The organism is Maribacter sp. C-4077, assembly GCF_055378385.1.
Genome location: NZ_AP038807.1, coordinates 3,785,531 through 3,812,091 on the forward strand (window position 1 = coordinate 3,785,531; position 26,561 = coordinate 3,812,091).

At 41.2% G+C, this 26,561-nt stretch carries 24 protein-coding genes; 13 read left to right on the plus strand and 11 right to left on the minus strand.

The window, feature by feature from the left end; translation table 11 throughout:
- Positions 1–33 precede the first annotated feature (33 nt).
- Both serC and ACZ41C_RS16420 read right to left on the minus strand, forming a co-directional pair.
- The gene (gene serC, locus ACZ41C_RS16415; protein ID WP_464562994.1) at positions 34–1,098 is read right to left on the minus strand and encodes a 3-phosphoserine/phosphohydroxythreonine transaminase; all 1,065 of its coding nucleotides are present in this window, start codon (positions 1,096–1,098) and stop codon (positions 34–36) included.
- 61 nt (positions 1,099–1,159) lie between these two features.
- Positions 1,160–2,233 carry an acyl-CoA reductase gene (locus tag ACZ41C_RS16420; RefSeq protein ID WP_464562996.1) on the minus strand — a complete coding sequence of 358 codons (1,074 nt, stop codon included), beginning with the start codon at positions 2,231–2,233 and terminating at the stop codon, positions 1,160–1,162.
- 128 nt (positions 2,234–2,361) lie between these two features.
- On the opposite strand from ACZ41C_RS16420, the gene ACZ41C_RS16425 reads away from it, so the two are divergent.
- The 6 genes from ACZ41C_RS16425 to ACZ41C_RS16450 all read left to right on the plus strand — a co-directional run bounded on the left by ACZ41C_RS16425 (position 2,362) and on the right by ACZ41C_RS16450 (position 10,341).
- Positions 2,362–2,715 carry a 4Fe-4S dicluster domain-containing protein gene (locus tag ACZ41C_RS16425; protein WP_138258108.1) on the plus strand — a complete coding sequence of 118 codons (354 nt, stop codon included), beginning with the start codon at positions 2,362–2,364 and terminating at the stop codon, positions 2,713–2,715.
- Between the two features lie 154 nt (positions 2,716–2,869).
- On the plus strand, positions 2,870–3,964 hold the full coding sequence (gene ychF, locus ACZ41C_RS16430) for a redox-regulated ATPase YchF (RefSeq protein ID WP_464562998.1): 1,095 nt from the start codon (positions 2,870–2,872) through the stop codon (positions 3,962–3,964).
- A gap of 300 nt (positions 3,965–4,264) precedes the next feature.
- Positions 4,265–6,127: a DNA topoisomerase IV subunit B gene (locus ACZ41C_RS16435; protein WP_138258110.1), complete on the plus strand. Its 1,863-nt coding sequence runs from the start codon at positions 4,265–4,267 to the stop codon at positions 6,125–6,127.
- A 23-nt stretch (positions 6,128–6,150) separates the two neighbouring features.
- Complete coding sequence (locus ACZ41C_RS16440) at positions 6,151–8,841, plus strand: DNA gyrase/topoisomerase IV subunit A (protein ID WP_464563001.1); 2,691 nt, start codon at positions 6,151–6,153, stop codon at positions 8,839–8,841.
- Between the two features lie 12 nt (positions 8,842–8,853).
- Entirely contained in the window at positions 8,854–9,288 is a 435-nt protein-coding gene (mscL, locus tag ACZ41C_RS16445) for a large-conductance mechanosensitive channel protein MscL (protein WP_138258112.1), read from the plus strand.
- Between the two features lie 96 nt (positions 9,289–9,384).
- Entirely contained in the window at positions 9,385–10,341 is a 957-nt protein-coding gene (locus ACZ41C_RS16450) for a sterol desaturase family protein (protein WP_464563003.1), read from the plus strand.
- Positions 10,342–10,353: 12 nt separating this feature from the next.
- Here the strand turns inward: ACZ41C_RS16450 and ACZ41C_RS16455 are convergent, their stop codons facing one another.
- Both ACZ41C_RS16455 and ACZ41C_RS16460 read right to left on the minus strand, forming a co-directional pair.
- Complete coding sequence (locus ACZ41C_RS16455) at positions 10,354–11,820, minus strand: Gfo/Idh/MocA family protein (RefSeq protein ID WP_138258114.1); 1,467 nt, start codon at positions 11,818–11,820, stop codon at positions 10,354–10,356.
- A 313-nt stretch (positions 11,821–12,133) separates the two neighbouring features.
- The gene (locus ACZ41C_RS16460; RefSeq protein WP_464563006.1) at positions 12,134–12,562 is read right to left on the minus strand and encodes a hypothetical protein; all 429 of its coding nucleotides are present in this window, start codon (positions 12,560–12,562) and stop codon (positions 12,134–12,136) included.
- A 147-nt stretch (positions 12,563–12,709) separates the two neighbouring features.
- Here ACZ41C_RS16460 and ACZ41C_RS16465 point away from each other — a divergent pair, with 147 nt between their 5' ends.
- The 3 genes from ACZ41C_RS16465 to ACZ41C_RS16475 all read left to right on the plus strand — a co-directional run bounded on the left by ACZ41C_RS16465 (position 12,710) and on the right by ACZ41C_RS16475 (position 14,995).
- Positions 12,710–13,819, plus strand: a complete 1,110-nt coding sequence (locus ACZ41C_RS16465; RefSeq protein ID WP_464563008.1) for a M14 family metallopeptidase — start codon at positions 12,710–12,712, stop codon at positions 13,817–13,819.
- A gap of 106 nt (positions 13,820–13,925) precedes the next feature.
- Positions 13,926–14,405, plus strand: coding sequence for an Lrp/AsnC family transcriptional regulator (locus tag ACZ41C_RS16470; protein ID WP_027066901.1), 480 nt, complete (start codon positions 13,926–13,928; stop codon positions 14,403–14,405).
- A 74-nt stretch (positions 14,406–14,479) separates the two neighbouring features.
- On the plus strand, positions 14,480–14,995 hold the full coding sequence (locus tag ACZ41C_RS16475) for a DinB family protein (protein WP_464563011.1): 516 nt from the start codon (positions 14,480–14,482) through the stop codon (positions 14,993–14,995).
- Between the two features lies 1 nt (position 14,996).
- Here ACZ41C_RS16475 and ACZ41C_RS16480 read toward each other — a convergent pair whose 3' ends face one another.
- Positions 14,997–15,335: a hypothetical protein gene (locus ACZ41C_RS16480; RefSeq protein ID WP_138258117.1), complete on the minus strand. Its 339-nt coding sequence runs from the start codon at positions 15,333–15,335 to the stop codon at positions 14,997–14,999.
- Positions 15,336–15,445: 110 nt separating this feature from the next.
- Entirely contained in the window at positions 15,446–16,507 is a 1,062-nt protein-coding gene (gene aroB / locus ACZ41C_RS16485; RefSeq protein ID WP_464563013.1) for a 3-dehydroquinate synthase, read from the minus strand.
- Positions 16,508–16,626: 119 nt separating this feature from the next.
- On the opposite strand from aroB, the gene ACZ41C_RS16490 reads away from it, so the two are divergent.
- A complete protein-coding gene (locus ACZ41C_RS16490) occupies positions 16,627–17,793 on the plus strand; it encodes a proline dehydrogenase family protein (protein WP_464563015.1) in 1,167 nt (388 codons plus the stop codon).
- Here the strand turns inward: ACZ41C_RS16490 and ACZ41C_RS16495 are convergent, their stop codons facing one another.
- The 5 genes from ACZ41C_RS16495 to porX all read right to left on the minus strand — a co-directional run bounded on the left by ACZ41C_RS16495 (position 17,794) and on the right by porX (position 22,634).
- A complete protein-coding gene (locus tag ACZ41C_RS16495; protein WP_464563017.1) occupies positions 17,794–18,177 on the minus strand; it encodes a DUF4258 domain-containing protein in 384 nt (127 codons plus the stop codon).
- 70 nt (positions 18,178–18,247) lie between these two features.
- Positions 18,248–19,447 carry an alanine dehydrogenase gene (locus ACZ41C_RS16500; protein ID WP_138258120.1) on the minus strand — a complete coding sequence of 400 codons (1,200 nt, stop codon included), beginning with the start codon at positions 19,445–19,447 and terminating at the stop codon, positions 18,248–18,250.
- A gap of 96 nt (positions 19,448–19,543) precedes the next feature.
- Positions 19,544–20,209, minus strand: a complete 666-nt coding sequence (locus ACZ41C_RS16505) for a hypothetical protein (RefSeq protein ID WP_193554885.1) — start codon at positions 20,207–20,209, stop codon at positions 19,544–19,546.
- A 464-nt stretch (positions 20,210–20,673) separates the two neighbouring features.
- Positions 20,674–21,084 (minus strand): tRNA (adenosine(37)-N6)-threonylcarbamoyltransferase complex ATPase subunit type 1 TsaE, encoded by a 411-nt coding sequence (gene tsaE, locus ACZ41C_RS16510; protein WP_464563020.1) that lies wholly within the window; start codon positions 21,082–21,084, stop codon positions 20,674–20,676.
- Positions 21,085–21,089: 5 nt separating this feature from the next.
- Complete coding sequence (gene porX, locus ACZ41C_RS16515; protein ID WP_464563022.1) at positions 21,090–22,634, minus strand: T9SS response regulator signal transducer PorX; 1,545 nt, start codon at positions 22,632–22,634, stop codon at positions 21,090–21,092.
- 249 nt (positions 22,635–22,883) lie between these two features.
- Between porX and ACZ41C_RS16520 the strand changes: the two genes are divergently transcribed.
- Genes ACZ41C_RS16520 through ACZ41C_RS16530 form a run of 3 tightly spaced genes read left to right on the plus strand, consistent with a single transcriptional unit; the run spans position 22,884 to position 26,556 of the window.
- Positions 22,884–24,116 (plus strand): HD domain-containing protein, encoded by a 1,233-nt coding sequence (locus ACZ41C_RS16520; RefSeq protein ID WP_464563024.1) that lies wholly within the window; start codon positions 22,884–22,886, stop codon positions 24,114–24,116.
- A gap of 23 nt (positions 24,117–24,139) precedes the next feature.
- On the plus strand, positions 24,140–25,162 hold the full coding sequence (gene lpxD, locus ACZ41C_RS16525) for a UDP-3-O-(3-hydroxymyristoyl)glucosamine N-acyltransferase (RefSeq protein WP_464563026.1): 1,023 nt from the start codon (positions 24,140–24,142) through the stop codon (positions 25,160–25,162).
- On the plus strand, positions 25,159–26,556 hold the full coding sequence (locus ACZ41C_RS16530; protein WP_138258125.1) for a bifunctional UDP-3-O-[3-hydroxymyristoyl] N-acetylglucosamine deacetylase/3-hydroxyacyl-ACP dehydratase: 1,398 nt from the start codon (positions 25,159–25,161) through the stop codon (positions 26,554–26,556). The genes lpxD and ACZ41C_RS16530 overlap by 4 nt, the downstream gene beginning before the upstream one ends.
- Positions 26,557–26,561: the final 5 nt, after the last annotated feature.

The following is a 26,561-nucleotide window of genomic DNA, read 5'->3' on the forward strand; positions in this document are numbered from 1 at the left end:
CATAACAACTCCCTCGATTAGGGTTTCATTTTGTTATGCTTTCCGTTCCATTTCGCTCATTACGTCCACCAGGACTCCAACACTTTCCAAGGAAAGGGCATTGTACATACTGGCCCTATATCCACCAACCGAGCGATGCCCGTTCAAACCGTTGATTCCGGCTTCTTTCAGCATGGCGTCAAACGTATCCTTAAGACCTTCTTCCGCCAAATTAAAGGTGGCGTTCATATTGGAACGGTCATTTTTGTTGGCATACCCCTCGAATACGGGATTCAAATCGATTTCCGAATACAGTAACTGGGCCTTTTTCTCGTTGATTTCCTCAATGGCAGCGATGCCTCCCATATTCTTTAGCCATTCCAAGGTGAGCATGGACGTGTAGACGGCAAAAACGGGTGGGGTGTTGTACATGCTTTCCTTATCGATATGTAATTGATAGTTCAGCATGGATGGAATTTTCCGGGACACCTTGCCCAATATTTCCTCCTTGATAACGACCAATGTGGTACCGGCAGGGCCCATATTCTTTTGTGCGCCGGCATATATCAACTCGAATTTAGAAAAATCCAGCACCCGTGAGAAAATATCGGAACTCATATCGCAGACCAACGGAGCATCGGTCGTAGGAAATTTTTTAAACTGTGTTCCAAAAATGGTATTGTTGGATGTAAGGTGTAAATAATCCAAACCAGAAGGAACCGCATATCCCTTTGGTATGTAGTTGAAATTTTCGTCCTTAGAAGACCCGACTTCCACTACCTCCCCAAAAAGTTTGGCCTCCTTGATGGCCTTATCGCTCCAAGTTCCTGTATTTAAATAGCCCGCCTTCGTTTCCAAAAGATTGTAGGCCACCATTAAAAACTCCATACTGGCACCCCCTTGTAAAAATAGGGCCTGATACCCCTTTCCCTCTAGATTTAATAATTCCAACACAAGGGAACGGGCACGTTCCATTACGGCCACAAAATCCTTACTTCGGTGAGAAATTTCTATTAAGGACAGCCCAGATCCGTTAAAATCCATAACGGCCTCAGAGGCTTTAAGGAGTACTTCCCTAGGAAGGACACAGGGACCAGCACTAAAATTATGTTTTTGCATTTTTCAATTGATTAAGGGGATAAAGGTCAGAAATTTCTATTGATTTAAGATAAAGATGGATTTAATTCTTGAGGGATGTTTTTAACAGGAATTCAACAGTATCCACTCCATCCGCATAATCCCAGAGTGCGGGTTTTTGGGATTCTCCAAAGGCGATATGGCCTGGACGGGGTTTGGAAGAAACGATGCACTGGATTTTATCGGCATCCCTCGTCAACGTAGTTTCTAGAGACTCCCAAGTTTCATAATATTCGTAAAAAAGAGTCGCAATGGGAGAGGCATAGCCGTCATCTTCCTTCAATAGTAGGAAACCGTTGTCCAAAAACTTGAATTCGCTCATAAGGTACACGGCCTTGTTGTAATCATAGTTATTGGCGTATTTATTCTCGTGTATAATAGGATTAAAGGGATAAATGGCTTTGTAGAGCCGGTCAAAATCGAACCCATGGGGGACCAAGATTTTGGATACGCTTCTACATCCTAGGCCATAATACAGGAAAATATCCTCACCTAATAGCGAAAGTGTTTCGGGTGTTTCGTCGCCCTGGATTATTGCAACCGAATTTCTGTTTCTTCGGATAATGTTCGGCTTCTTGCCGAAATAATACTCAAAATAGCGGGCGGTATTGTTGCTTCCCGTAGCGATGACCGCATCATAATCGGTCAGGATTTCATCCGAAAATGAAATACGGTCTGAAAGTAAGGGGTCAGCCGATACAAGATATTCTGCCAAAAAGGGCAGCAAAAGGGTGTCGTTGCTGGATAACTTTACCAAGGCGCGGTTTCCGGTTACCAGCACGGATAAAAAATCATGGAACCCAACCAAGGGAATGTTTCCGGCCATAATGATGGCAACTGTTAAGGGACTCGAACTTTGAATATCATACCGATCCAGCCATTTTTTCAAGTTATCGGCCTGCAACGCGTTGGACCACTGTTCAAAGGCGAATAGGATGTTCTCCTTTGTGAACCAGCCGTTATGACTGGATGCCCTACCTACCACGGCCTCCAGTTTTTGGAACCAAGTTACTTGGTCTCCTTTAATTTCATTGTTCCCTTTGGTAAATTGGCAAAAATCACCCAAAAATTCTCCGAGTTTAACAAAAGCTTTTATGCTTTCTGGTTGTTCTGCCATTATATTTGTATACAAGTTTACTAGGGTTTACTTTTGTGCAAAAGTAAGATTCTCAATTGAAAAAGTGTGGGGCAGAAGTACCCAAAGATGGTTTTAATTTTGAATCGATATTAAATAAAAATTGAATTATGGCTATAATAATAACAGACGAATGTATAAACTGTGGGGCCTGCGAGCCGGAATGTCCCAATACGGCAATTTATGAAGGAGCAGATGAGTGGCGCTATGGCGATGGTACTTCTTTGAAGGGAGACGTGGTTTTGCCCAATGGTAAGGCCGTGAACGCAGAGGATGCCCAAGAACCTATTAGCGATGAAGTATATTATATAGCACCGGATAAGTGCACGGAATGTATGGGCTTTCATGAAGAGCCACAATGCGCGGCCGTATGTCCTGTGGATTGCTGTGTGCCCGATGAGGACCACGTGGAATCAGAGGAGACCTTGCTGGCCAAACAGGCTTTCATGCATCCAGAAGATTAGACTTAATAAGTTTGATTTTCAAAGGGTCTTCAATCATTTTACCCGAACTCTGTTCGGGTTTTTTATTTGATAGGAATAATAACAGCGTAAAAGCTATCTTTGCGCCCTGAAATAAAAGTCTATCATCTAATATCTAGTATCTAACTTCTAAAAAATGAAAGCAGGAATCGTGGGATTGCCCAATGTGGGAAAATCGACCCTATTTAATTGTTTGTCCAACGCGAAGGCACAAAGTGCCAATTTTCCGTTTTGTACCATAGAGCCGAATATTGGTGTGGTAAACGTCCCTGACACACGGTTGGAAAAACTGGAGGAGTTGGTAAAACCGGAACGTGTGGTGCCTGCGACCGTGGAAATCGTGGACATTGCCGGTTTGGTAAAAGGAGCCAGCAAGGGTGAAGGTTTGGGAAACCAGTTTTTGGGAAATATCCGTGAGACCGATGCTATCCTACACGTATTAAGATGTTTTGATAACGAAAATATCGTCCATGTTGATGGAAGTGTGAATCCGATCCGGGATAAGGAAACCATTGACATGGAACTTCAATTAAAGGATTTGGAGACGGTGGACAAAAAATTGGACAAGGTAAAAAGAGCGGCCAAAACAGGAAATAAGGAAGCACAAAAGGAAGAGGTAGTTTTGATGGCGATTAAAAATGGCCTGGAATCCGGGGTTTCCGTTAGGGCCATCGAAATATCCAATGAAGATAGGACGGAATTCGTGAAACCACTACAGTTCATAACAGACAAGCCCGTAATGTATGTGTGCAATGTGGATGAAGAGTCGGCATCCACAGGAAATGCCTATGTGGAAAAAGTAAAGGAGGCCGTTGCCAACGAAAATGCAGAAGTGATTTTTTTGGCCGTAGGTACAGAGGCCGATATAACCGAGTTAGAGACGTACGAAGAACGGCAAATGTTTCTGGAAGACCTTGGTTTGAAAGAGCCGGGATCTGCAAAATTGATACGTGGTGCATACCGACTCCTAAATCTTGAAACCTATTTTACAGCGGGAGTAAAGGAAGTTAGGGCTTGGACCATTCCAGTAGGAGCGACGGCACCCCAAGCAGCCGGAGTCATTCATACCGACTTTGAAAAAGGTTTCATCCGCGCCGAAGTAATTGCCTATGACGACTATGTGAAATTTGGCAGCGAGGCCAAGGTGAAGGAAGCAGGTAGAATGCGTGTGGAAGGCAAGGAATACATCGTTAAGGATGGTGACGTAATGCACTTTAGATTCAATGTGTAAAGTCCCCTATCTCCCAAAGGGGCAAACCTATTTTACTTAAAACCTGCTTTAAATTGGTTTCATTGGCTGTTCTATTCAATATAAATACTTCAATTTACACCAATACATCACCTTTCAGGATAAAAAAATTGGATTGTGGGCATGTTGAAAAACATGGGCTTTATAATTTTCCCTTGGAGGACAGGTAGCTACTATATCAACAATACGGGGCCATCTATTGTTAATTACTTTACTGTTAAGGGGTTTTATCTTTATGCGAGTCATGCTATCTTTAGCCACACTTTCATAAATTTTAGTTAAATGTCCCAAGAATCTCAGTATACCGAAGATAACATACGCTCGCTCGACTGGAAAGAACACATCCGATTGCGGCCTGGGATGTATATCGGAAAATTGGGGGACGGCTCTTCGGCAGACGACGGAATCTATATTCTGCTCAAGGAAGTTATCGATAACTGTATCGACGAGTTCGTTATGGGCGCCGGAAAGACCATTGAGATTACCATCAAGGACAAGACCGTTAAGGTTCGGGACTATGGTAGGGGCATACCTTTGGGCAAGGTGGTGGATGTTGTTTCCAAAATGAACACCGGGGGTAAGTATGACAGTCGTGCTTTTAAGAAATCCGTAGGACTTAACGGTGTGGGTACAAAGGCTGTGAATGCCCTTTCCAGTTTTTTTGAGGTCCAGTCCTCTAGGGACAATCAGGTAAAGACCGCACAATTCAGTTTTGGGAATCTGGATAAGGAGGAAGGCCCGGAAGATACTTCCAAAAGAAAGGGAACCAAGGTCACTTTCGTTCCGGACGAAAGTATTTTTAAAAATTACAAGTACCGGAACGAGTATGTGGAGCGCATGCTCAAAAACTATGTATACCTAAATCCAGGGTTGACCATCGTTTTTAATGGTGAGAAATTCCATTCGGAAAATGGGCTAAAGGATCTATTGGAGGACAATAACAATATGGATGACATGCTGTACCCCGTTATCCATTTGAAAGGGGATGATATAGAGGTCGCGATTACACATAGCAAGACGCAGTACAGCGAGGAATACCATTCCTTTGTCAACGGACAGCACACCACCCAAGGAGGTACCCACCAAGCGGCTTTTAGGGAAGCCATTGTAAAGACGATTCGTGATTTCTATGGGAAGAACTATGATGCCTCGGATGTGCGCAAATCGATTATTTCGGCCATCTCCATCAAGGTCATGGAACCCGTCTTTGAAAGTCAGACCAAAACGAAATTGGGCTCCACGGAAATGGGGGGCGATTTTCCAACGGTTAGGACCTACATAAACGACTTTTTAGGTACCCAGTTGGATAATTATCTACACAAAAATCCGGAGACAGCTGATAAACTCCAGCGTAAGATCATCATGGCGGAGAAGGAACGTAAGGAACTTTCCGGAATCCGAAAATTGGCCAGGGACCGAGCCAAAAAAGCCAGCCTGCACAATAAAAAATTACGGGATTGCAGGGTGCATCTGGGGGATATGAAAAATGAGCGAAGGTTGGAAAGCACCCTATTTATTACGGAGGGGGATTCGGCTTCCGGTTCCATTACAAAATCCCGGGACGTGAATACCCAAGCCGTTTTCAGCCTACGTGGCAAGCCATTGAATTCCTATGGCATGTCCAAAAAAATCGTTTATGAAAACGAGGAGTTCAACTTGCTGCAAGCTGCACTGAATATAGAGGAATCCATGGAGGACCTGCGGTATAACAATATTGTAATCGCTACCGATGCCGATGTGGACGGAATGCACATTAGGTTATTGCTCATCACTTTTTTCCTGCAGTTTTTTCCCGAATTGATCAAGGAAAATCATCTGTACATTCTCCAAACCCCGTTGTTCAGGGTTCGGAACAAGAAAGAGACCATATATTGCTATAGTGACGAGGAGCGTCAATTGGCCATTCAAAAACTTTCCGGCAAGCCTGAAATAACGCGGTTCAAGGGCTTGGGCGAAATTTCCCCAGATGAATTCAAGCATTTTATTGGGGACGACATTCGGTTGGAGCCGGTAATGTTGGACAAGGCCATGTCCATAGAGGAATTGCTGAATTTTTACATGGGCAAAAATACACCGGATAGACAGGAATTCATCATAGAAAACTTAAAAGTGGAGATTGACCTTGTGGAGGAAAATCAAAAATAAATTAGAAATACGATTGCTTCTGAATGGAAGAAAATGCAGCATTGAACGACGGTCAGAACGATAATCTATCTGAAGGTCAACAACCAAACAAAGACGAATCGTCCGAGGCCCTAACGAGGGTTACCGGAATGTACAAGGATTGGTTTCTAGACTATGCTTCCTACGTTATTTTGGAACGTGCCGTTCCCGCCATTGAGGACGGATTTAAGCCTGTTCAAAGGCGAATCATGCATTCGCTCAAGGAATTGGATGACGGTAGGTACAACAAAGTCGCCAATGTTGTGGGCCATACGATGCAGTATCACCCCCACGGGGATGCCAGCATCGCCGATGCCATGGTGCAATTGGGGCAAAAGGATTTATTGATCGATACCCAAGGGAACTGGGGAAACATTCTTACTGGAGATAGTGCCGCAGCATCAAGATACATAGAGGCCAGATTGTCCAAATTTGCCTTGGAGGTCGTTTACAGTCCTAAGATCACCGAGTGGCAATTAAGTTATGACGGTAGAAAAAAGGAACCTGTAAACCTACCGGTAAAATTTCCGCTTTTGTTGGCCCAAGGGGCGGAAGGTATTGCTGTGGGGCTTTCGACCAAAATCCTGCCGCATAATTTCATCGAGCTGATAGATGCCTCCATAAAACACCTAAAAGGAAAGCGTTTTACGTTGTTTCCCGATTTTCCAACCGCCGGGATTATCGATGTAAGCAATTACAATGACGGATTACGTGGAGGGAAGATTCGGGTGCGTGCAAGAATTTCCCAATTGGATAAGAATACTCTGGTTATCAGCGAAATACCCTATGGAACCAATACCTCTACGTTAATCGATTCCATCCTAAAGGCGAATGAAAAGGGGAAGATTAAGATCAAGAAAATCGAGGACAATACCGCTGCGGAAGTAGAAATTTTAGTCCACCTGCCATCCGGGATTTCGCCCGATAAGACTATAGATGCACTGTATGCCTTTACGGCCTGCGAATCCTCCATTTCTCCTTTAGGCTGTATTATTGAAGATAATAAACCATTGTTTATCGGAGTAACGGAAATGCTGAAACGTTCTACGGATGCTACGGTAGAACTGTTGCGGCAGGAATTGGAAATCCAGCTTTCTGAGTTGGAGGAACAATGGCACTTCGCTTCGCTTGAAAGAATCTTTATAGAAAATCGGATTTATCGGGATATCGAGGAAGAGGAAACTTGGGAAGGCGTCATCACTGCCATTGACAAAGGCTTAAAACCCCATACCACGCATTTGAGGCGTCCCGTCACCGAGGAGGATATCGTTCGCCTGACCGAAATCAGGATAAAACGGATTTCCAAGTTCGATTTGGACAAGGCCCAACAACATTTGGAAAGCCTTGAGGAGAAAATCGCCCAAGTAAAGCACCATTTGGAACATTTGGTCGAATTTGCCATAGACTACTTTAAAAACTTAAAGGAAACCTATGGTAAAGGCAAGGAGCGAAAATCCGAAATACGCATTTTCGATGATATCGAGGCAACAAAAGTGGTTATTAGAAATACCAAGCTCTATGTTAATAGGGAGGAAGGTTTTGTGGGGACTTCATTAAAGCGCGACGAATATGTGACGGACTGCAGCGATATTGACGATATCATAGTATTTACTAGGGATGGTTCCATGCAGGTAACCAAGGTAGACGCCAAGACTTTTGTGGGTAAGAACATTATCCACGTAGCCGTTTTTAAGAAAAAGGACAAGCGCACTATTTATAACATGATTTATAAAGATGGTAAAGGAGGCCCCTCCTATATTAAAAGGTTCAATGTCACTTCCATTACAAGGGACAAAAGCTATGATTTGACGGCAGGCACCCCCAATTCACAGGTATTATATTTTTCAGCCAATCCTAATGGGGAAGCCGAAGTGGTTACCGTGAATCTGAGGCAAGCTGGAAGCATCAAAAAATTGAAGTGGGATATCGATTTTGCCGATGTACTTATTAAAGGCAGAAGCTCCAAAGGGAATGTGGTGACCAAATATTCCGTGAAGCGTATAGAGCTCAAGGAAAAGGGCGTTTCAACGTTAAAACCCAGAAAGATCTGGTTTGATGATGTCGTCCGAAGATTGAATGTTGACGGTAGGGGAGAACTCATAGGGGAATTTAAGGGAGATGACCTTTTGCTGATTATTACACAAAAAGGGGTCGTGAAAACCATTCAGCCCGTATTGACTTCCCATTTTGACGAGGATATGATCGTTCTGGAAAAATACAATCCCAACAAACCAATCTCGGCCATTTATTGGGAAGGTGAAAAGGAACGTTTTTATGTGAAAAGGTTCCATGTTGAAAACGAAAATAAGGAGGAAACCTTCATAACTGATCACTCAAAGTCGTATTTGGAAATCGTTTCAACCGATTGGCTTCCGGTGGTAGAAGTTGAATTCCCCAAACCCAGGGGCAAGGATCCAAAGGAAAATCTGAGGGTGGAACTGGAGGATTTTATAGCAGTTAAGGGAATCAAGGCTATGGGCAATCAACTGACACCTGAGAAAGTAAAAAATATCAACCTGTTGGATCCGCTGCCTTATGAGGAAAAGGAACCCGAAGATGCCGAGGATATTGAAGTGGTGGATGAGGAAAATATTTCTCCAGAAGAAAATGGAAATGATGGCTCAGGGCCTACAAGTAAGTACGACAGTGATGAAAAGGAAGGCGAGCAGGGTGAAGGTCAAACTACTTTATTTTAATTTAGGTAATACATGAAAAGTCTGTTCAAAGAGTTCAAGGATTTTGCAGTTAAAGGCAATATGATAGACATGGCCATTGGTATCATCATTGGTACCGCCTTTAATGAAGTGGTAAATACCTTGGTTAAGAAGGTCATTATGCCGCCTTTATCATTGATGACGGATGATGTTAATCTTAGTAATAAGAAATGGATTTTACGGGAAGCAACTGAAGCCATGGAAGAAGTAGCAATTGGTTATGGGGAATTTATTGAAGTTATCCTAGATTTCGGAATCATAGCCTTTACCATCTTTGTAATGCTCAAGTTCATAAATAGGTTCAAGGAAAAATCTGAAGATCCCGCCAATGCGGAGGTGGTGACTCCAAAAAACATCGAGCTGCTGTCAAATTTGGAAAGTTTAATGAAAGAGCAGAATACCATCCTAAAAAATCAACAGCAACGCTAATTTTTTGAATTATTTATAGTTTTATAGAAATGAATTATTTTAATTCTCCTTCATAAGAACCTTTTCTAATTATATTTGGCTAAATCACGGAATTAAATGGATTTAACGAACCCCCTCATTTACGGAGTACCCTGTTTTATTGCTTTCATATTATTGGAACTTACCTATAGTCACACCCATGGTGACGAGGATTTATATGTCTGGAAGGATTTAATGGCTAGCGGGGCGATGGGAATCGGATCCGCCATACTGGGTCCGTTGATCAAGGTTACCGTATTGATTGTGGTTTTCAATTTTACCTATGAACTATTCAACCCTATGGTGGATGGGGTTAGAATGAATATCATGGGATATAAATCCTTTGGCTATGAATGGTATATTTTCCTACTGTGCCAACTGGCTGATGATTTTACGTACTATTGGTTCCACAGGGCCAATCATGAAATTAGGATACTTTGGGCAGCCCACATTGTGCATCATTCTTCGGATCATTTTAATTTGGGTACCGCCATTAGAAATGGATGGTTCACTTTATTGTACAAACCGTTTTTCTATATGTGGATGCCGGCCATAGGATTTCCTGTGGAAGTGGTGATATTTTGTTTGGCGATAGAATCTTTTTGGCAATTTCAGCTACACAGCAAGTATGTACCCAAAATGGGTTGGATAGAAAAGATTTTCAATACCCATACGATGCATCAGGTGCACCATTCGCAGAATATAGAGTATTTGGATAAAAACCACGGGGGGTTCCTCAACATATTTGATAAAATATTCGGGACTTGGAAGGAATTGGATGATGATATAGAGGTGAAATTCGGGGTGATTCACGCACCAAATTCCTATAATCCCCTAGTTATTTTAACGCATGAGTTCAAGGATATATGGAACGATGTGAAGAAAGCGGACAAATGGTCCCATAAGTTCATGTATATTTTTGGACCTCCAGGTTGGAGCCATGATGGCAGTACCTTAACGGTAAAGCAGCAGCAGCGTCTTTTTAACGAACATAAAAGCGCCAACCCAGAGATTGTCTTTAATAGACCTAATTAATAGTTCAAAAATCTATACTTCCCACCCATCCCTATAGGTCCTTCCTACAAATTGATTGGCTTCCTCCAAGTTGGTGATTCTCATATTTTCACCGTCCCATAATAATTTTTTGCGGGCATAGAAGTCCATTTGGCCTTGTTCATTTTCTTTTCTAAGCATGTAGCTTCGTATGGCGAGATTCCCCATAAGTACGGTTTCCGTCATTGGGCCCGCATAATCAAAGGAAGATGTTAAGGCCAAGTGTTCCTCACTTCCAAATCCCGCTTTACAAGCGTCTACCCATTTTCGCTGGTGCCCATACTCAGGTTCTAAATTTTCTTCCACTTCTGGACCAAATTCCGTAGTGCCATCGTTTAGATACAGTTTTGGCATCAATGGTGAACTGTCGTTGATATTGGTGGATATGATTCCCTTTTCTCCAATAATCAGAACGCCATTGGCACTGTTTCTCCCTCCTATATCATCATTTGCCGGAATGATATCTGGATGGGCCGGTCTGATGCCTCCATCACTCCAGGTCATTTCAATGGGCGACTTGGTTTTCTCCGTTGCATCAAAATTCAATGTGATGAATGAGGATGGAGGACAACCTTCTGGATAATAATCCGGTGTCCACATCTGTGTATAAACAGAACCGACACTACACTCAGCGGCCGTTGGATACTTCAAGTTTAGGGTCCTAAAAGGAATATCCACCAAATGACAACCAACATCTCCCAATGCACCTGTACCAAAATCCCACCAACCTCGCCAATTGAACGGATGCAAATTAGGAATGAAAGGTCTCTCTTCGGCTGGTCCCAACCATAGGTCCCAATTGAGATCCTTTGGTTTAAGACTGGCATCGGCCTTGGGCATCTGGATTCCTTGGGGCCATACGGGTCTGTTTGTCCAAATCTGTACTTTACTGATAGCACCTATTTTATCGTCGTCTATCCATTTTTGGACCATTCCCAATAGAGGATTGGAACCACCTTGATTACCCATTTGACTAACAATTTTGCTCTCCCTGGCCATTTGCGTGAGCTTTCTGGCTTCCTTGATATTATGGGTCATCGGCTTTTGAACATACACATGGATACCTCTTTCCATGGCATATTTGGCGGCAGGTCCATGTACGTGATCCGGGGTCGAAATGGTAACTGCGTCTATATTCTTTTTCTTATCAAGCATCACCCTAAAGTCATCGTAAAGTTTTGCTTTTGGAAAAGCTTCAACAGCCTTGGACGCAGAACCGGAAAAATCTACATCGCAAAGGGCCACTACACGTTCCCTACCATTAACTGATGCGTTAGTGATATCGCTAAATCCCTTACCTCCAGAGCCAATGGCCGCTAAGTTGAGCTGATCACTTGGGGCTATGAACCCAGGCCCTCCAAGAACGTTCCTTGGGACAATGAATATGGAAGAGGCCATGGCACTTTTCTTTACAAAACTTCTTCGGCTAATTGATTGATTTTGTTTACTTGATTTTTTCATTTTATTTAAAAGGTTGATTTTATGAATATCGTAATGGAATTTCAATGTACTAATTAAATTCGGTGTGAATCCAGCAAAATTTCAAACAATTGATAAAACTGCTTAAAATTCAAGAATTTGATTTGATAAAATCCGGGATGATGGGATTCGTAACCTATGTAAACCTAAAAAAATAATGATTTGGTGAAATAGTGTATTGGTGAGATAGTGAAACAGTTAGTTTGTGAAATGGTAAAATAATTAAAAAGGAACCGGTAATCTTTTGTTGAAATTTTGCACTTGAACTTGATTCTAGCACTTGAGTTTAAACTTATTACTTTAACCTGACTGCCGTACCAGTTTTTACGACGACTTTTCGATTAGGGTCCTTAACGGCATTCTTATATTCAAAGGTGTAAGAACTATCGGTCGTTTTGATGATTTTATAGTGGATGCCTACTTTGCTCTTCAAGTCCTGAAGTACAAACTCACAATCATTGATCCATCGAATGGATGCACTATCAACTTTGTTCTCATAATAATCCACACTGAAATTTTCACCTCGTATAAACCGCCCTTGTTTCAGGGAATCCCCAATTTGATAATCGAATAAAAATTCCCCTGTTTTAAATGCCTGACAATCCCTACTTGGACCATAGCAGGAGACCAAAGCAATGAACAAAATAAAAACAAAAAGTACTCTTTTAAACATGGGTGCAAAATAACCAAAATCGTCCTTTTTATTCACGAAGAATTGAAGCATGCCTACAAAAACTTTTGTTAAATTTTTTCAAGGAGTTTTGCCTTTCACGAATTGTCCATTAGCTATAAACATATAGGTAGGGGGTGGTAGTAAATTTGGGATTTCTAAGATAGTTTGTATTATTTTCGTTGAGCGAAATTAAAAATTATGCCGGACAAAGACGACTATCTAAATTTCAAGGTAACATCCGTTCAAGGTAGGTACGTAACCAATCAACATATCGAATCATTCCTAAATGGTCTGGGCAATTCGTTTAATTTAAAGGTTTTGGGACGTTCCGTAAAAGATAGGCCAATTTATGGAGTTAGAGTTGGTCAAGGGCCAAAGCGTATATTGATGTGGTCACAAATGCATGGTAATGAATCTACCACTACCAAAGCAGTACTTGATCTTCTAAACCTATTAAAGCAAAGCCCCTCACTGGTCGGGGATTTTCTGGGGAAGGTTACTTTACAGATTATTCCAATTCTCAATCCGGATGGCGCTAAGGCCTACACCAGGTCAAATTCCAACGAAATTGACTTAAATAGGGACGCACAGCATAGGTCGCAGCCAGAAAGCAAGGTGCTTCGCAGAGTTTTTGAAGCGTTCAAACCGGACTATTGTTTTAACCTTCACGATCAACGGACCATTTTTAACGTAGGCAGCATAAAAAGTCCGGCCACTGTGTCCTTTTTGGCGCCTTCATTTGACGAGGCTCGAAATAATTCCGATTCAAGAGGCATCGCCATGAAAATTATAGTGGCCATGAATGAGGAACTACAAAAATCGGTTCCAGGTCAGGTAGGTCGGTTTGACGATTCTTTCAATCCTAATTGTGTCGGGGATGCTTTTCAAATGGAAGGAATACCTACGATACTTTTTGAAGCCGGTCATTTCCCTGGTGATTATCAACGGGAGAGAACGCGGGATTTGATTTTTCAGGCACTTTATAAAGCTATTTATACAATTGCTAATGACAAAATGGATTCGTACCCATTAGAAAATTATTTTAAAATACCGGAAAACAATAAGCTATTTGTCGATATTCTTGTTGAAAATGCCCATATATTGGATGAATCCTTACGGGAAGGGGAATGCATTTCCTTACTATACAAGGAAGTTTTAGAGGATAACAATGTGAAATTTGTACCTACGATAACTGAAAAGGGACATAAACGAAATATATATTTTGGACATATAACCAAAGATTGTTTAATCAAACAAGATTTGAATTGGCTAAATACCAAGAAAATCACGGATTTGATCAAACAATAAAATTATTTATGGTTAAGTTTAGACTCATTACGATTTTCGTACAAAAACGTAATATTTATTATAATTCTTTTTAATATTTTTTATTTTTGCATAAAATAAATCAACCATGGGTAAAGTAAAATTAGACGAAATTGATCATCAAATTCTGGATATGTTGATTGACAACACCAGAACTCCTTTTACCGATATTGCTAAAAAACTACTGATTTCCGCCGGTACCGTTCACGTCAGGGTAAAAAAAATGGAGGAAGCAGGAATCATTAAGGGCTCCTCACTCACGTTGGATTATGTAAAGCTTGGATATGCTTTTATAGCCTATGTGGGCATATTCCTTGAAAAAACACATCAAACCAAATTTGTCTTGGAACGTTTGAATCAAATCCCAAACGTGACCATTGCCCATATCACTACGGGCAAGTTTAATATCTTTTGTAAGATTAGGGCGAAGGATACCACGCACGCAAAAAACATCATTTTCAAAATCGATGATATTGATGGCATCAGCAGAACGGAGACCATGATTTCGTTGGAAGAAAGTTTTAACGACAAGAAACGATTGATGCATACCATTTTTAATGAATTATAGTATTTATTTGACACTTATTCCAAGCCCGATCAAGAACTGATTGGGCTTTTTTGACCAAACTATCGGCACATATTATGAAGAAATCAGAAATTCCAAACTTAGGTTCCTCCAATTTTTACGATACCTATATCAACACCCTGGAAGATGTCAACCTCATGGATTCGTTTTACGAGGGAAAAGAGTGGTTTCTAGATTATGTTAAGGAACTTCCTTTGGAAAAATTAGGTTATGCCTATGCCGATACTAAATGGACCGTTGCGGAGGTGTTGATTCATATCATTGATACGGAACGCATTTTTCAGTATAGGGCATTTAGATTCTCAAGAAATGACAAAGTTGAGTTGCCCGGTTTTGATCAGGATGCATACATTTTGGAAAGCAATAGCCTTAATAGGACCAAGGAGGAAATACTTGAAGAGTATTTAGCCGTCCGTAATGCGACTATAACACTTTTTAAAAATCTTGGAAATACCCAGTTGGGCAGGGTTGGTACTGCCAGTGGAATTCCTTGGAGTGTTTCGGCATTGGGTTTTGCCATTAGCGGACACCAAAAACATCACGCCAATATCCTGTTGGAAAAATATGCGTAGACTAGTCTAAGTCTGAGTAATCCTCGTCTTCGGATTCGTAGTTCATCTCCAATTCAGGGATAATTTGTTCATCTTCCTCAATAGCATCAGCCGCAGTTTTTCTGTCCAATTCCTTTTCTATGGTATCTTCAAAATTGGCGATAAAGTTGGAGAGACTTTTACTTATTTTCACTAAGTATAAGGTGTCTTCCGTTCTCAGTTCTACCGCTTCCACAAATTCACCACTTGCATTTTTGAATACGATAATGTCCTCATCCCCATATCCATAAGGGTATTTTTCAATTAATAAAGTGGCTAGATGATGGTCTAACTTTTTGTAATCAATGAGTCGTCTGGTCATAATAGTTTAGGTTGGTTACTGTGATACTTAATTCTTGAACCTAAACTAATTATTTAATGCATTGATATATCTAAAGAGTTGTGAAACAGTAGTTTTAGTATATGTAGAATTTATTCCATGTAGTAAGCAAAAGCTTCCTGAAATAATTCGGGTGAAATGGTTACATCTATCTGGGTTTCTCCGATTCCTTTTAAAAGGACAAAATTGATATTTCCATGGGAGTTCTTTTTATCATATTTCAACAGTTCCAGAATGGCGTCAATATCCTTGGCCGTGAATGACACTTTCTCATAATACTTCAAAAAAGTGGATTTTATATCTTCTAATTGTGACAAAGGTAATCCAGTAAGCTTGTAGGAAAGGTAGCCCTCGGTAATCATGCCTATGGCAATGGCCTCACCGTGCAACAAGGTCTCCTTGTTCTCGTTTTCCAAAAAGTAGGATTCAATGGCGTGGCCCAAAGTATGTCCGTAGTTCAATTCCTTACGGATGTTTTGTTCGGTAGGGTCCTGTAAGACGATATCATTTTTGAGCGCTACGGATGGCAAAATATGATCTCTTAGTTCATAAAGGGAACTTACCTGCTTTAAGGATTCCCAGTAATCGACATTTCGTATGAGACCGTGCTTGAGCATTTCCGCAAAACCGCTTGTAATTTGTCGTTCGTTTAAGGATTCTAAAAAGTCGGATACAATTAATACCATTTCAGGCTGATTGATAACCCCTATTTGATTTTTCAAAGGCCCAAGATCTACACCTGTTTTTCCTCCAACGGACGCGTCCACCATGGACAAGAGGGTCGTGGGGACATTTATGAACTTTATCCCCCGCTTGAAAGTCGAGGCCACAAATCCACCCAAATCGGTAAGAACGCCACCTCCTAAGTTGATGAGCAAACTTTTACGATCGGCACCAAGTTCTGATAGTGCTTCCCAAACCCCCACACAGGTTTCAATAGTCTTATTGACCTCTCCCGATTCAATTTCAATAATCTCAAAATTATAGTCCCCTGCAATTTCCGACATAAACTGGGGCAGGCACAATTCATGGGTGTTCTCGTCCACCAAAATAAAAATGGTTGAGTAATTGTGCGAGGACAAATGGGAATTTAGGGCTTCAAATGCATTGCTTTCAAAATGGACGGAATATGAATCTGATACTATGGACTGCATGGGATTGGAATTACGAGTACACCAAAAATCTTTTATTTAAGAGCGCAAAATAAAGGTTATTTTACTCAATAGAATAGAAATCCTGTCTTTATCTTTGGAGCCTTAAAAATTGTACGCGTATGGACGCTATTTTTGAGAATACTGCAACTGCATTTTCTCTAAAATCAGATTCTGAATTAGAAAGGGCCTATTTTCTTTTTAAGATGATTGCCAACGAGCCCTTGGTCAAAATTGGAACGGCAATGACCAATTTTGCCATCAAGGCGCATCTACCCGTAGAAGGGCTCATTAGGGCCACCGTGTTCGATCATTTTTGTGGGGGCGTCAACGAGGCGGATTGTATGCCTGTGGTGGATAAAATGTTCGAAAAAGGAGTATGTTCCGTATTGGATTATTCCGTAGAAGGAAAGGATGAGGAAGACCCGTTGGACAATGCCACGGAGATGATCCTAAAAATCTTGGATTTTGTAAAGGAAAAGGATGCCATACCGTTTGCCGTTTTCAAACCAACCGGATTTGGAAGGTTTGCCCTGTATCAAAAAATAAGTGAAGGCGGAAAATTAACGGAAAAGGAGGAGGCCGAGTGGCAACGGGTCATCAATAGGTTTGACAAAGTGTGCAAAAAGGCGCATGACCTGGATGTTTCCTTGTTAATAGACGGAGAGGAGAGTTGGATGCAGGATGCTGCCGACCAACTTGCCGAAGATATGATGCGCAAGTACAACAAAAAGAAAGCCATAGTTTTCAATACGCTGCAGACCTACAGATGGGACAGATTGCCCTATTTAAGGGATTTGCACGAAAGGGCACAAAAGGATGGTTTCAAAATTGGAATCAAGGTGGTGCGTGGGGCCTACATGGAAAAGGAAAATGAACGGGCAAGGGAGAAAGGGTACCCAAGCCCCATTTGTGAGTCAAAAGCGGCCACCGATGAAAACTTTGATGCCACCATTGCCTATATGCTGGAAAACCTGGAGGGTATGTCGATTTTTTCAGGTACCCATAATGAAAATAGTTGTTATAAACTTATGGAATTGATGCGGGAAAAAGGAGTGGAGAAAAACCATAAGGACATTTGGTTTGGACAGCTCTATGGTATGAGCGATCATATTTCTTTCAACCTCGCGGCACACGGATATAATGTGGCCAAGTACCTACCTTTTGGCCCCGTGAGGGATGTTATGCCGTATCTCATCAGAAGGGCAGAGGAAAATACGTCCGTTGCAGGGCAAACCAGTAGGGAGCTTTCCTTGCTGAAGAAGGAACGAAAACGAAGAAAAATCTAGTTACTCGATCGAGACTGACTCAATACTGGCTTTCTCCCTGCAGTTTTTGACCCAAGCGGACAGTTTCTGGTCTTTTTGTTTTCCTTCGATAAAATAGGTTTTGCAAGGCGTACTTTTTGTGTCGCTCTTTGAGAAATCCACGTTGCCTTCGTTCAAAAGAAAAACAATATCCAAGGTATCCAATTCCTTTTCGGAAAGTTGACGCTGAACGGCGTCCGAGTAGTACAAGGATTTGGACCGAATGTCCTTTAAGGTTCTACAATTGGGGAAGTAACAGAAATTGACTCCTGTTTCGTCCGATTTCTTTCGTAAAAACAATGCCAAAAATAGAATCCCGATGGCAAATCCGCCCAAATAAAATCCCAGTCGCTTTAAAAAAGACATGGTCATCGATACAATTAGATGAGCAAAATTAGCGGTTTACTGCCAATACCGAAAGCTTGGAGTCCTATTTCTAAAAAATAAGAAAGTTGATGTCGCTGTAGGAAAGGTCGAACCAATCCCCAACGGATTTATTTGTTAGGATGCCGTGGTACATATAAAGACCGTTTCGCAGCCCTTTGTCAAAACGCAGGGAATTTTCAAGCCCGCCGTCCTCACCAATTTTTAAGAGATATGGGGTGAAAATATTACTGATGGATACAGAGGCCGTTTTAGGATATCGAGATGGAATGTTGGGTACACCATAATGTAAAACCCCACTCTTTTCAATGGTAGGTTTATTGTGATTCGTAATTTCACTGGTTTCAAAACACCCGCCGGTATCAATGCTTACGTCAATGATGACAGCTCCTTTTTTCATGTGCTCCACCATGGTCTTGGTTACAATGACCGGAGACCGACCTTTACCTCGGGTGGCTCCTATGGCGACATCGCATCGCTTTAAGGATTTGAGCAGGTTTTTAGGTTGTATTGTAGAGGTGTAGACCGTCTGTTTTAAATTGGTCTGGATATTCCTGAGCCTGGTTATGGAATTGTCGAAAATCTTCACGTTGGCACCTAATCCAATGGCCGATCTTGCGGCATATTCCCCAACAGTTCCGGCACCAATGATAACCACCTCTGCAGGTGGAACCCCACTTATATTCCCGAACATGAGTCCGTTTCCCTTATTGGTGGCCGCCATTAATTCCGCGGCAATGAGTACGGAAGCCGTTCCGGCAATTTCACTTAAGGAGCGCACGGCGGGATATTTGCCATCCTCGTCACGAATGTATTCAAAAGCGATGGCCGTTATCCGTTTTTTGGCCAACTCCTCAAAATAACTTTTGTTCTGGGTTTTTATTTGTAAGGCCGATATTACCGTAGTCTGCGGATGGATCAAGGCTATTTCCGATAGGGTAGGTGGCTCCACTTTAAGCAACAGCGGACATGAAAGGACCTTTTTCGTATCGCGGGTTATTTCTCCTCCGGCATCTACGTAATCTTTATCGGAGAAATTGGCACCCTCCCCGGCACCCGATTCCAAAAGTACCCTATGACCATTGGAAGTAATGGCATTTACTGCATCTGGAGTGAGGCATATCCGTTTTTCTTGATATTGATTTTCTTTGGGAATACCTATAAAGAGTTCCCCTTTTTGCCGTAGGACCTCAAGAGTTTCCTCTTGGGGTATTAATTGCTGTTTACTAAATGGAGAGCTTGGTTGGTTCATAGAGGCATATCTAAAAAAGGATGAATACGTCCTAAATCAAATGTACGATTTTTAGATAAATGGATTTCGTAATAGTATACCTGAATGTCCGGATGGTCAAAGCCTGAAATGGAACCAGTTTTGCAGTTTGTCCTGGAAGATTTTTAAGCCTTGCTCTATATTGTCCGTGGAAAGTTTTCGGTTTATTTCTTCGGAGAGCGACTCGGGTTTTAAATCTTCGGCTACGTCTACGTCATTTTCATGGGAAGCTTTTGAGGAATATCCGTCTTTACTATTTTTTTCTTTAAGCTCTTCCAATTCAGCCTCCATGGCTTCCAAGTCGATACCATGTACGTACTTGTCATAAAGCTTAATTCTAATGAAATAAACAAAAGGAATAATTACCATACAAATTGGTAGTAGCCAAAGGATGTTTTCAGTATCAATATAATAATCATCTGAATAAATCTCTTCGAAAATTTGAAAAGCATACATTGTAATAGGAATCAATATTATATGATACCACCAGTGCTTACATGTAAAAAACCATATTAAAAGAAGGTATAATGGAACTAATTTTCCTAACATGAACCATATGTAAACACTTAAGTTAGCAAAACCATTATCATTTATTTCAATTCCTAAAATGTTTAATGTAGCCCCTTCTTCAGTGGATACATATTCGTGAAGTTTGAAGATGAAAGGAGAAGCTATAATTAAAAAGACCATCAATGAGTCTAAAAATAACTTCCTCTTTGCTCGCTTTCTTTCTGAATTATTCATTTACGTCATCGATATTTCTTTGCTTGGAATACAAGCTAAAATATCTCAACGAAAAAAAGGACAATTTATTGATTGTCCTTTTGTTAAATTTTCAAAACTGAAATTTTAGACTATTGCTTTTTCCCGGTTTTGGTAATTAATCGTTTATCCACACTAGGCTTTTGGTCTAGAACTGTTGGAGAAATAACTCCTAACAGAAATACTCCTAATGCGAGGGACGCAAGAAATGTTCTTTTATTTTTCATTTTCACTAGGGGTTTTAGTTAGTAATCAAATTGTTCTACTGCAAACGTAAGAAATAATGGACAAAAAAAATGCATTTAAACGTTAAAATTGTGCATTTCGTCGTGAAAAATATACATTTTATCGATATACATGTATTTCATCGAAAAAATACAATAATTCCCTTTGCTAAACGATGTTGATTTTCTTTGAAAATGGAGGTAATTGTGCGAATGACTTGATCAAACCATGGATATCTTTCTGGTTGTTGTATCCAAAATTTCAATTTTTATGGCAATTACGTTGTCCGGCAAAAGGGATGGGATTTTTTCCGGCCATTCCATAAAAATATAGGCATCGGCATTGAAATAGTCTTCCAAGCCAAAATCCAAGGCTTCCATTTCATCCTTCAATCGATAAAAATCAAAATGGTAGGCGATCGGATTACCATGGGTATCTGCATATTCATTGACCAGTCCAAACGTGGGGCTGCTTACTTCGTCAACGGCGCCCAATTCCTTTACGAGGGCCTTGATCAGGGTCGTTTTTCCGGCACCCATGGGAGCGTAAAAGGCGAATATGTTTGTAGAAAATTCCGCTAGGATGGCATTTGCCGTTTTCTGAAGTTCCTTTTCGGTATAAATAAGTTCCATGAAGACTATTTTGGCTCCAAAACTATAAAAGGCACAATCATTTCCTCCAAGGAAACCCCACCGTGTTGATACGTGTTCCTGTAATAGCTTACGTAATGATTGTAGTTATTTGGGTAGGCAAAGAAAAGGTCGTTCTTGGCAAAAATAAAGGAACTGCTCACATTGATATTAGGAAGAAAAATACTTTTTGGGTCCTTTGCGGCAAACACGTCCTTTTCCTCATAGCTAAGACTCCGACCCGTTTTGTACCGCAAGTTTAAGCTGGTGTCCCGATCCCCAATGACCTTGGACGGGGATTTTACATTGATAGTGCCATGGTCCGTCGTAATGATTAATTTCAGTCCTAGGCCTTGCGCCTGCTGGATGATTTCCAACAGTGGGGAGTTTTTGAACCAGCTTTGTGTTAGCGAGCGATAGGCCTTGTCATTGGATGCCAATTCCTTAATGACCTCCATCTCCGTTTTGGAATGGGAGAGCATGTCCACAAAATTGTAGACAATTACGGTAAGGTCATTATCTTTTTGGGATCTAAAGTTCTGGGATAGTTGTTTCCCTTGCTTAAGACTACTAATTTTATGGTATTCCCATTTTAAATCGAGTCCCAATCGCTTCAATTGCGCCTCCAAAAATTTGTCTTCATAAAGGTTTTTGCCTCCTTCATCCGTGTCGTTCTTCCACCAATCCGGATATTTTTTCTCCATGTCCAAAGGAGTCAATCCTGAAAAAATCGCATTTCGAGCATATTGAGTAGCCGTTGGCAAAATACTGTAATAGGATTTTTCCTTGGTCTTTTTGTAGAACGAACCTACTGTATCCTCAAAGGAGTACCACTGGTCGTATCGCAAATTGTCCACTACGATTAACAGTGTCTTTTCATCCTTAATTTCGGGGGCTACCCAATTTTTAAAAAGGGTATGCGATAGTACCGGGGCATCGCCTCCGTGGAACCAATCTTCATAATTTTTATCGATGAACTTCCCAAATTGGTTGTTAGCTTCCACTTTTTGGGATTCCAGGATTTCGAACATTCCACTGTCCTCTATTTGTTCGAGTTGAAGCTCCCAATAAATCAATTTTTTATAGAGTTCTACCCATTCGTCATACGAATTCACCATGGATAGGTTCATGGCAATTTTCCGGAATTCCTGCTGATAGTTACTGGTGGTCTTTTCCGATACCAATCTGGAATGGTCCAGACTCTTTTTAAGGGACAACAAAATTTGATTCGGGTTCACAGGTTTTATGAGGTAATCGGCAATTTTGGAGCCTATGGCCTCTTCCATAATAAATTCCTCTTCGCTCTTGGTAATCATCACCACGGGCAATGAGGAATCAATAATCTTGATTTCGCTCAAGGTTTCCAATCCTGAAATACCCGGCATGTTCTCGTCCAAAAAAACAATGTCCACCCGTGTTTTTTCCAATTCTTCCAAGGCTTCCTGTCCACTCTGACAAGTAATTACTTCGTAATTTTTATTTTGAAGGAAGAGAATGTGTGGCTTTAATAGGTCCACTTCATCGTCCACCCAAAGTATTTTTATTTTGTTCATCAAGTATTCTAAGTCGTTATTGGTTTTTCGCTATTCGCTGTTGGCCGTTGGCTGTTCGTTGTTCGTTGTTCGTTGTTCATTGTTAAAGAAACTCCTTATCGCTTTTAATTTTTTACATTTTCACTAATAAGTATCTCATCTTACATCTAGATTCTCATATCTTAATTAAATCATCTCAATTCTAAACACAAGGTATTACCTTATTAATTTACATAACTTTGAAAATTGGATGCAACCTCTAATGTTTAAATGAAACCCAAAAAACTCACCATATTCAATGATCCAATTTACGGATTTATTAGGATTCCCAGCGATTTGATTTTTGACCTGATAGCCCATCCGTATTTTCAACGCTTGCGTAGAATATCGCAAATGGGACTTTCTTATATGGTTTATCCAGGTGCGCACCATACCAGGTTCCACCATGCTTTAGGTAGCATGTACCTAATGCAAAAATCGATTCGGGTACTACGATTTAAAGGTGTAGCTATTTCGGAGGCGGAAGAAAAAGGACTTCTGGGAGCGATTCTTTTGCACGATATTGGTCATGGCCCGTTTTCTCATGCTATGGAACATAGTATCGTAAACGGGGTTAGCCACGAGCAAATTTCGCTTCAATTCATGCAAGAACTAAACAAGGTTTTCAACGGAGAATTGGACGAGGCAATTTCCATTTTTACAAGGAAACATCCTAAAAGGTTTTTGAATCAGCTGGTTTCAAGTCAGTTGGATATGGATCGATTGGACTACCTCAAAAGGGATAGTTTTTATACGGGCGTATCTGAAGGAAATACCAATGCAGACCGACTCATCACCATGTTAAATGTGGTGGACAGTGGTAATCTCGTAGTGGAAGAGAAGGGTATTTATTCTGTGGAAAAGTTTTTGATGGCCCGCCGTTTTATGTATTGGCAAGTGTATTTACACAAGACTGGGGTGGTGGCGGAGCAAATTCTGATCAGTATTCTAAAGAGGGCGCGTTTCTTGATCAAAAATGGCCGGCAATTACATGGGAGCAACTCTTTACTTTTCTTTCTACAAAATGATATTAATCGGGATAGATTTGACGCTCAAGTGCTGGAGCGGTTCTCAAAGTTGGACGATATCGACATTTTATCCGCAGTAAAGAATTGGCAGGAAGAGGATGATAAGGTGCTCTCTAAACTTTGCAAAATGTTGATAAATAGAAAGCTGCTGCACATCAAAGTTAAAAAAGAGCCCATCAAAAAGGGAAAATTGACCCGAAGGAAGGAGAAGGTTGCCAAGATGTTCGGGTTATCCACGGAGGATGAAATCTCCTATTTTATATTCACCGGGGAAATTGAGAACAGGGCCTATAATCAAGAAAGCCAAAACATCCACATTTTACGAAAAAATGGGAAAATCGTAGATGTAGCAAAACTTTCGGATCACTTGAATATTACAGCCCTGTCAAAAACGGTGACCAAATATTATATCTGTTACCCCAAAGATGCCGTATAACAATTTTTCTTACATTTGTGCCCATGGTGTTTACAGCAGGTCAAATTGCAGGTATTTTAGAGGGTGAAGTCCATGGAAATCCAGAGATAGCCGTTCACAAATTGGCCAAGATCGAGGAAGGAGAAAAGGGCTCTTTGACCTTTTTGGCCAATCCAAAATACACTTCCCATATTTACAAGACCAAAGCTTCCATCACCATAGTAAACAAGGATTTTATTCCGGAGCAGGATTTGGAAACGACCCTTATCAAAGTGGAGGATGCCTATAAGTCCTTTTCCAAATTACTGGAATATTACAATCAGGTCAAGAATAACAAAACGGGCATTGAGCAACCTGTTTATAAATCGGATTCCGCCACATTTGGTGGCGATTTGTATTTGGGGGCGTTTTCCTATATTGGAAGTAATGTAACCATTGGAAATAACGTCAAGATTTACCCCAATGTCTATATTGGGGATAACGTGCGAATAGGCAATAACGTTGTCGTTTTTGCGGGGGCCAAAATTTATTCTGAAAGTATCATTGGAAACAATTGCGTGGTTCATAGCGGAGTGATTATCGGTGCCGATGGCTTCGGGTTCACCCCCAATTCCGAAGGAGAATTCAGCAAGGTTCCCCAAACGGGAAATGTGATTTTAGAGGATAATGTAGATGTGGGGGCCGGTACCACCATCGATAGGGCAACTTTGGGTTCCACCATCTTGAGAAAAGGTGTGAAACTTGACAATCAAATTCAGATTGCCCATAACGTAGAAATTGGGGAACATACGGTAATTGCCGCCCAAACAGGGGTTGCGGGCTCTACAAAAATCGGGAAGCACTGTATGATAGGCGGTCAAGTGGGTATCGTAGGTCATATCGTTATTGGCAATAATGTAAAAATACAGGCGCAATCCGGAATAGGAAGAAATGTAAAGGACAACGAAGTCCTTCAAGGATCGCCGGCATTGAATTATGGCGACTTTAACAAGTCGTACGTGCATTTTAAAAACTTACCTAAAATAATGAACAGAATCGACAACTTGGAAAATAAGGATCGACGATGAATACGAATGATAAACAACGCACCATTGCCAAGGAAGTTTCCCTTGCCGGAGTAGGTCTGCATACCGGGGAGAACGTGACCATAAAGTTTGTTCCCGCACCTGAAGACCATGGCTATAAATTTAAGCGTGTAGATCTTGAAGGTGAACCTATTATAGAAGCCGATGCCAATTACGTGGTAAATACCCAGCGAGGTACTAATTTGGAAAAGAACGGCGTAAAAATCCATACTTCGGAGCATGTACTGGCCGCACTGGTAGGTTTGGAAATCGATAATGTACTGATCGAGCTGGACTCTCCCGAGCCGCCCATTATGGACGGCTCCGCAAAGTTTTTTGTAGAAGCTTTGGAAAGCGCGGGTATTGTTGAGCAAGAAGCAATGCGGGAAGAGTATGTCGTTAAGGATGTGCTAAGCTATAAAGATGAAGCCAGCGGAAGTGAAATCACCGTTATTCCTGCGGATGAATATCAGGTGACCACCATGGTGGATTTTGGCACCAAAGTACTAGGTACACAAAATGCCACCCTGGACAAACTTTCCGATTTTAAAGAGGAGATTTCCGCAGCACGTACCTTTAGTTTTCTGCACGAGCTTGAAATGCTTTTGGAAAATGGCCTTATCAAAGGAGGAGATCTGAACAATGCGATCGTATATGTTGACAAGGAGATATCCGAGGCGACGATGAAAAAACTGGAAAAGGCCTTTAATAAAAAGAAGCTATCCGTAAAACCGAACGGGATTTTGGATAACCTCACCTTGCATCAGCCCAATGAGGCCGCCCGTCATAAACTCTTGGACGTTGTAGGGGATTTGGCACTGGCCGGAACCCGAATTCGTGGAAAGGTAATAGCCAACAAGCCCGGTCATTTTGTAAACACCCAATTTGCAAAAAAGCTTTCCAAAATCATAAAGCTTGAAAAAAGAAATAACGTACCTAAATATGATTTGAGTCAACCGCCTTTGATGGATGTTACCCAAATTATGAAAATGTTACCGCATAGACCTCCTTTCTTATTGGTAGACAGAATATTGGAACTCTCCGATTCGCACGTTGTGGGTATGAAAAACGTAACTATGAACGAACCTTTCTTTGTAGGACATTTCCCAGGTGCTCCAGTAATGCCAGGTGTTTTACAAGTGGAAGCGATGGCCCAAACAGGCGGGATTTTGGTGTTGAGTACCGTACCGGATCCAGAAAACTATTTGACTTTTTTCATGAAAATGGACAACGTAAAGTTCAAAAGACAGGTGCTTCCCGGTGATACTTTAATATTCAAATGTGATTTGATTTCGCCCATTAGAAGGGGAATATGCCACATGCAGGCCTATGCCTATGCAAATGATAAATTGGTCTCTGAGGCGGAACTGATGGCCCAAATCGTAAAATCAAAATAATAAGG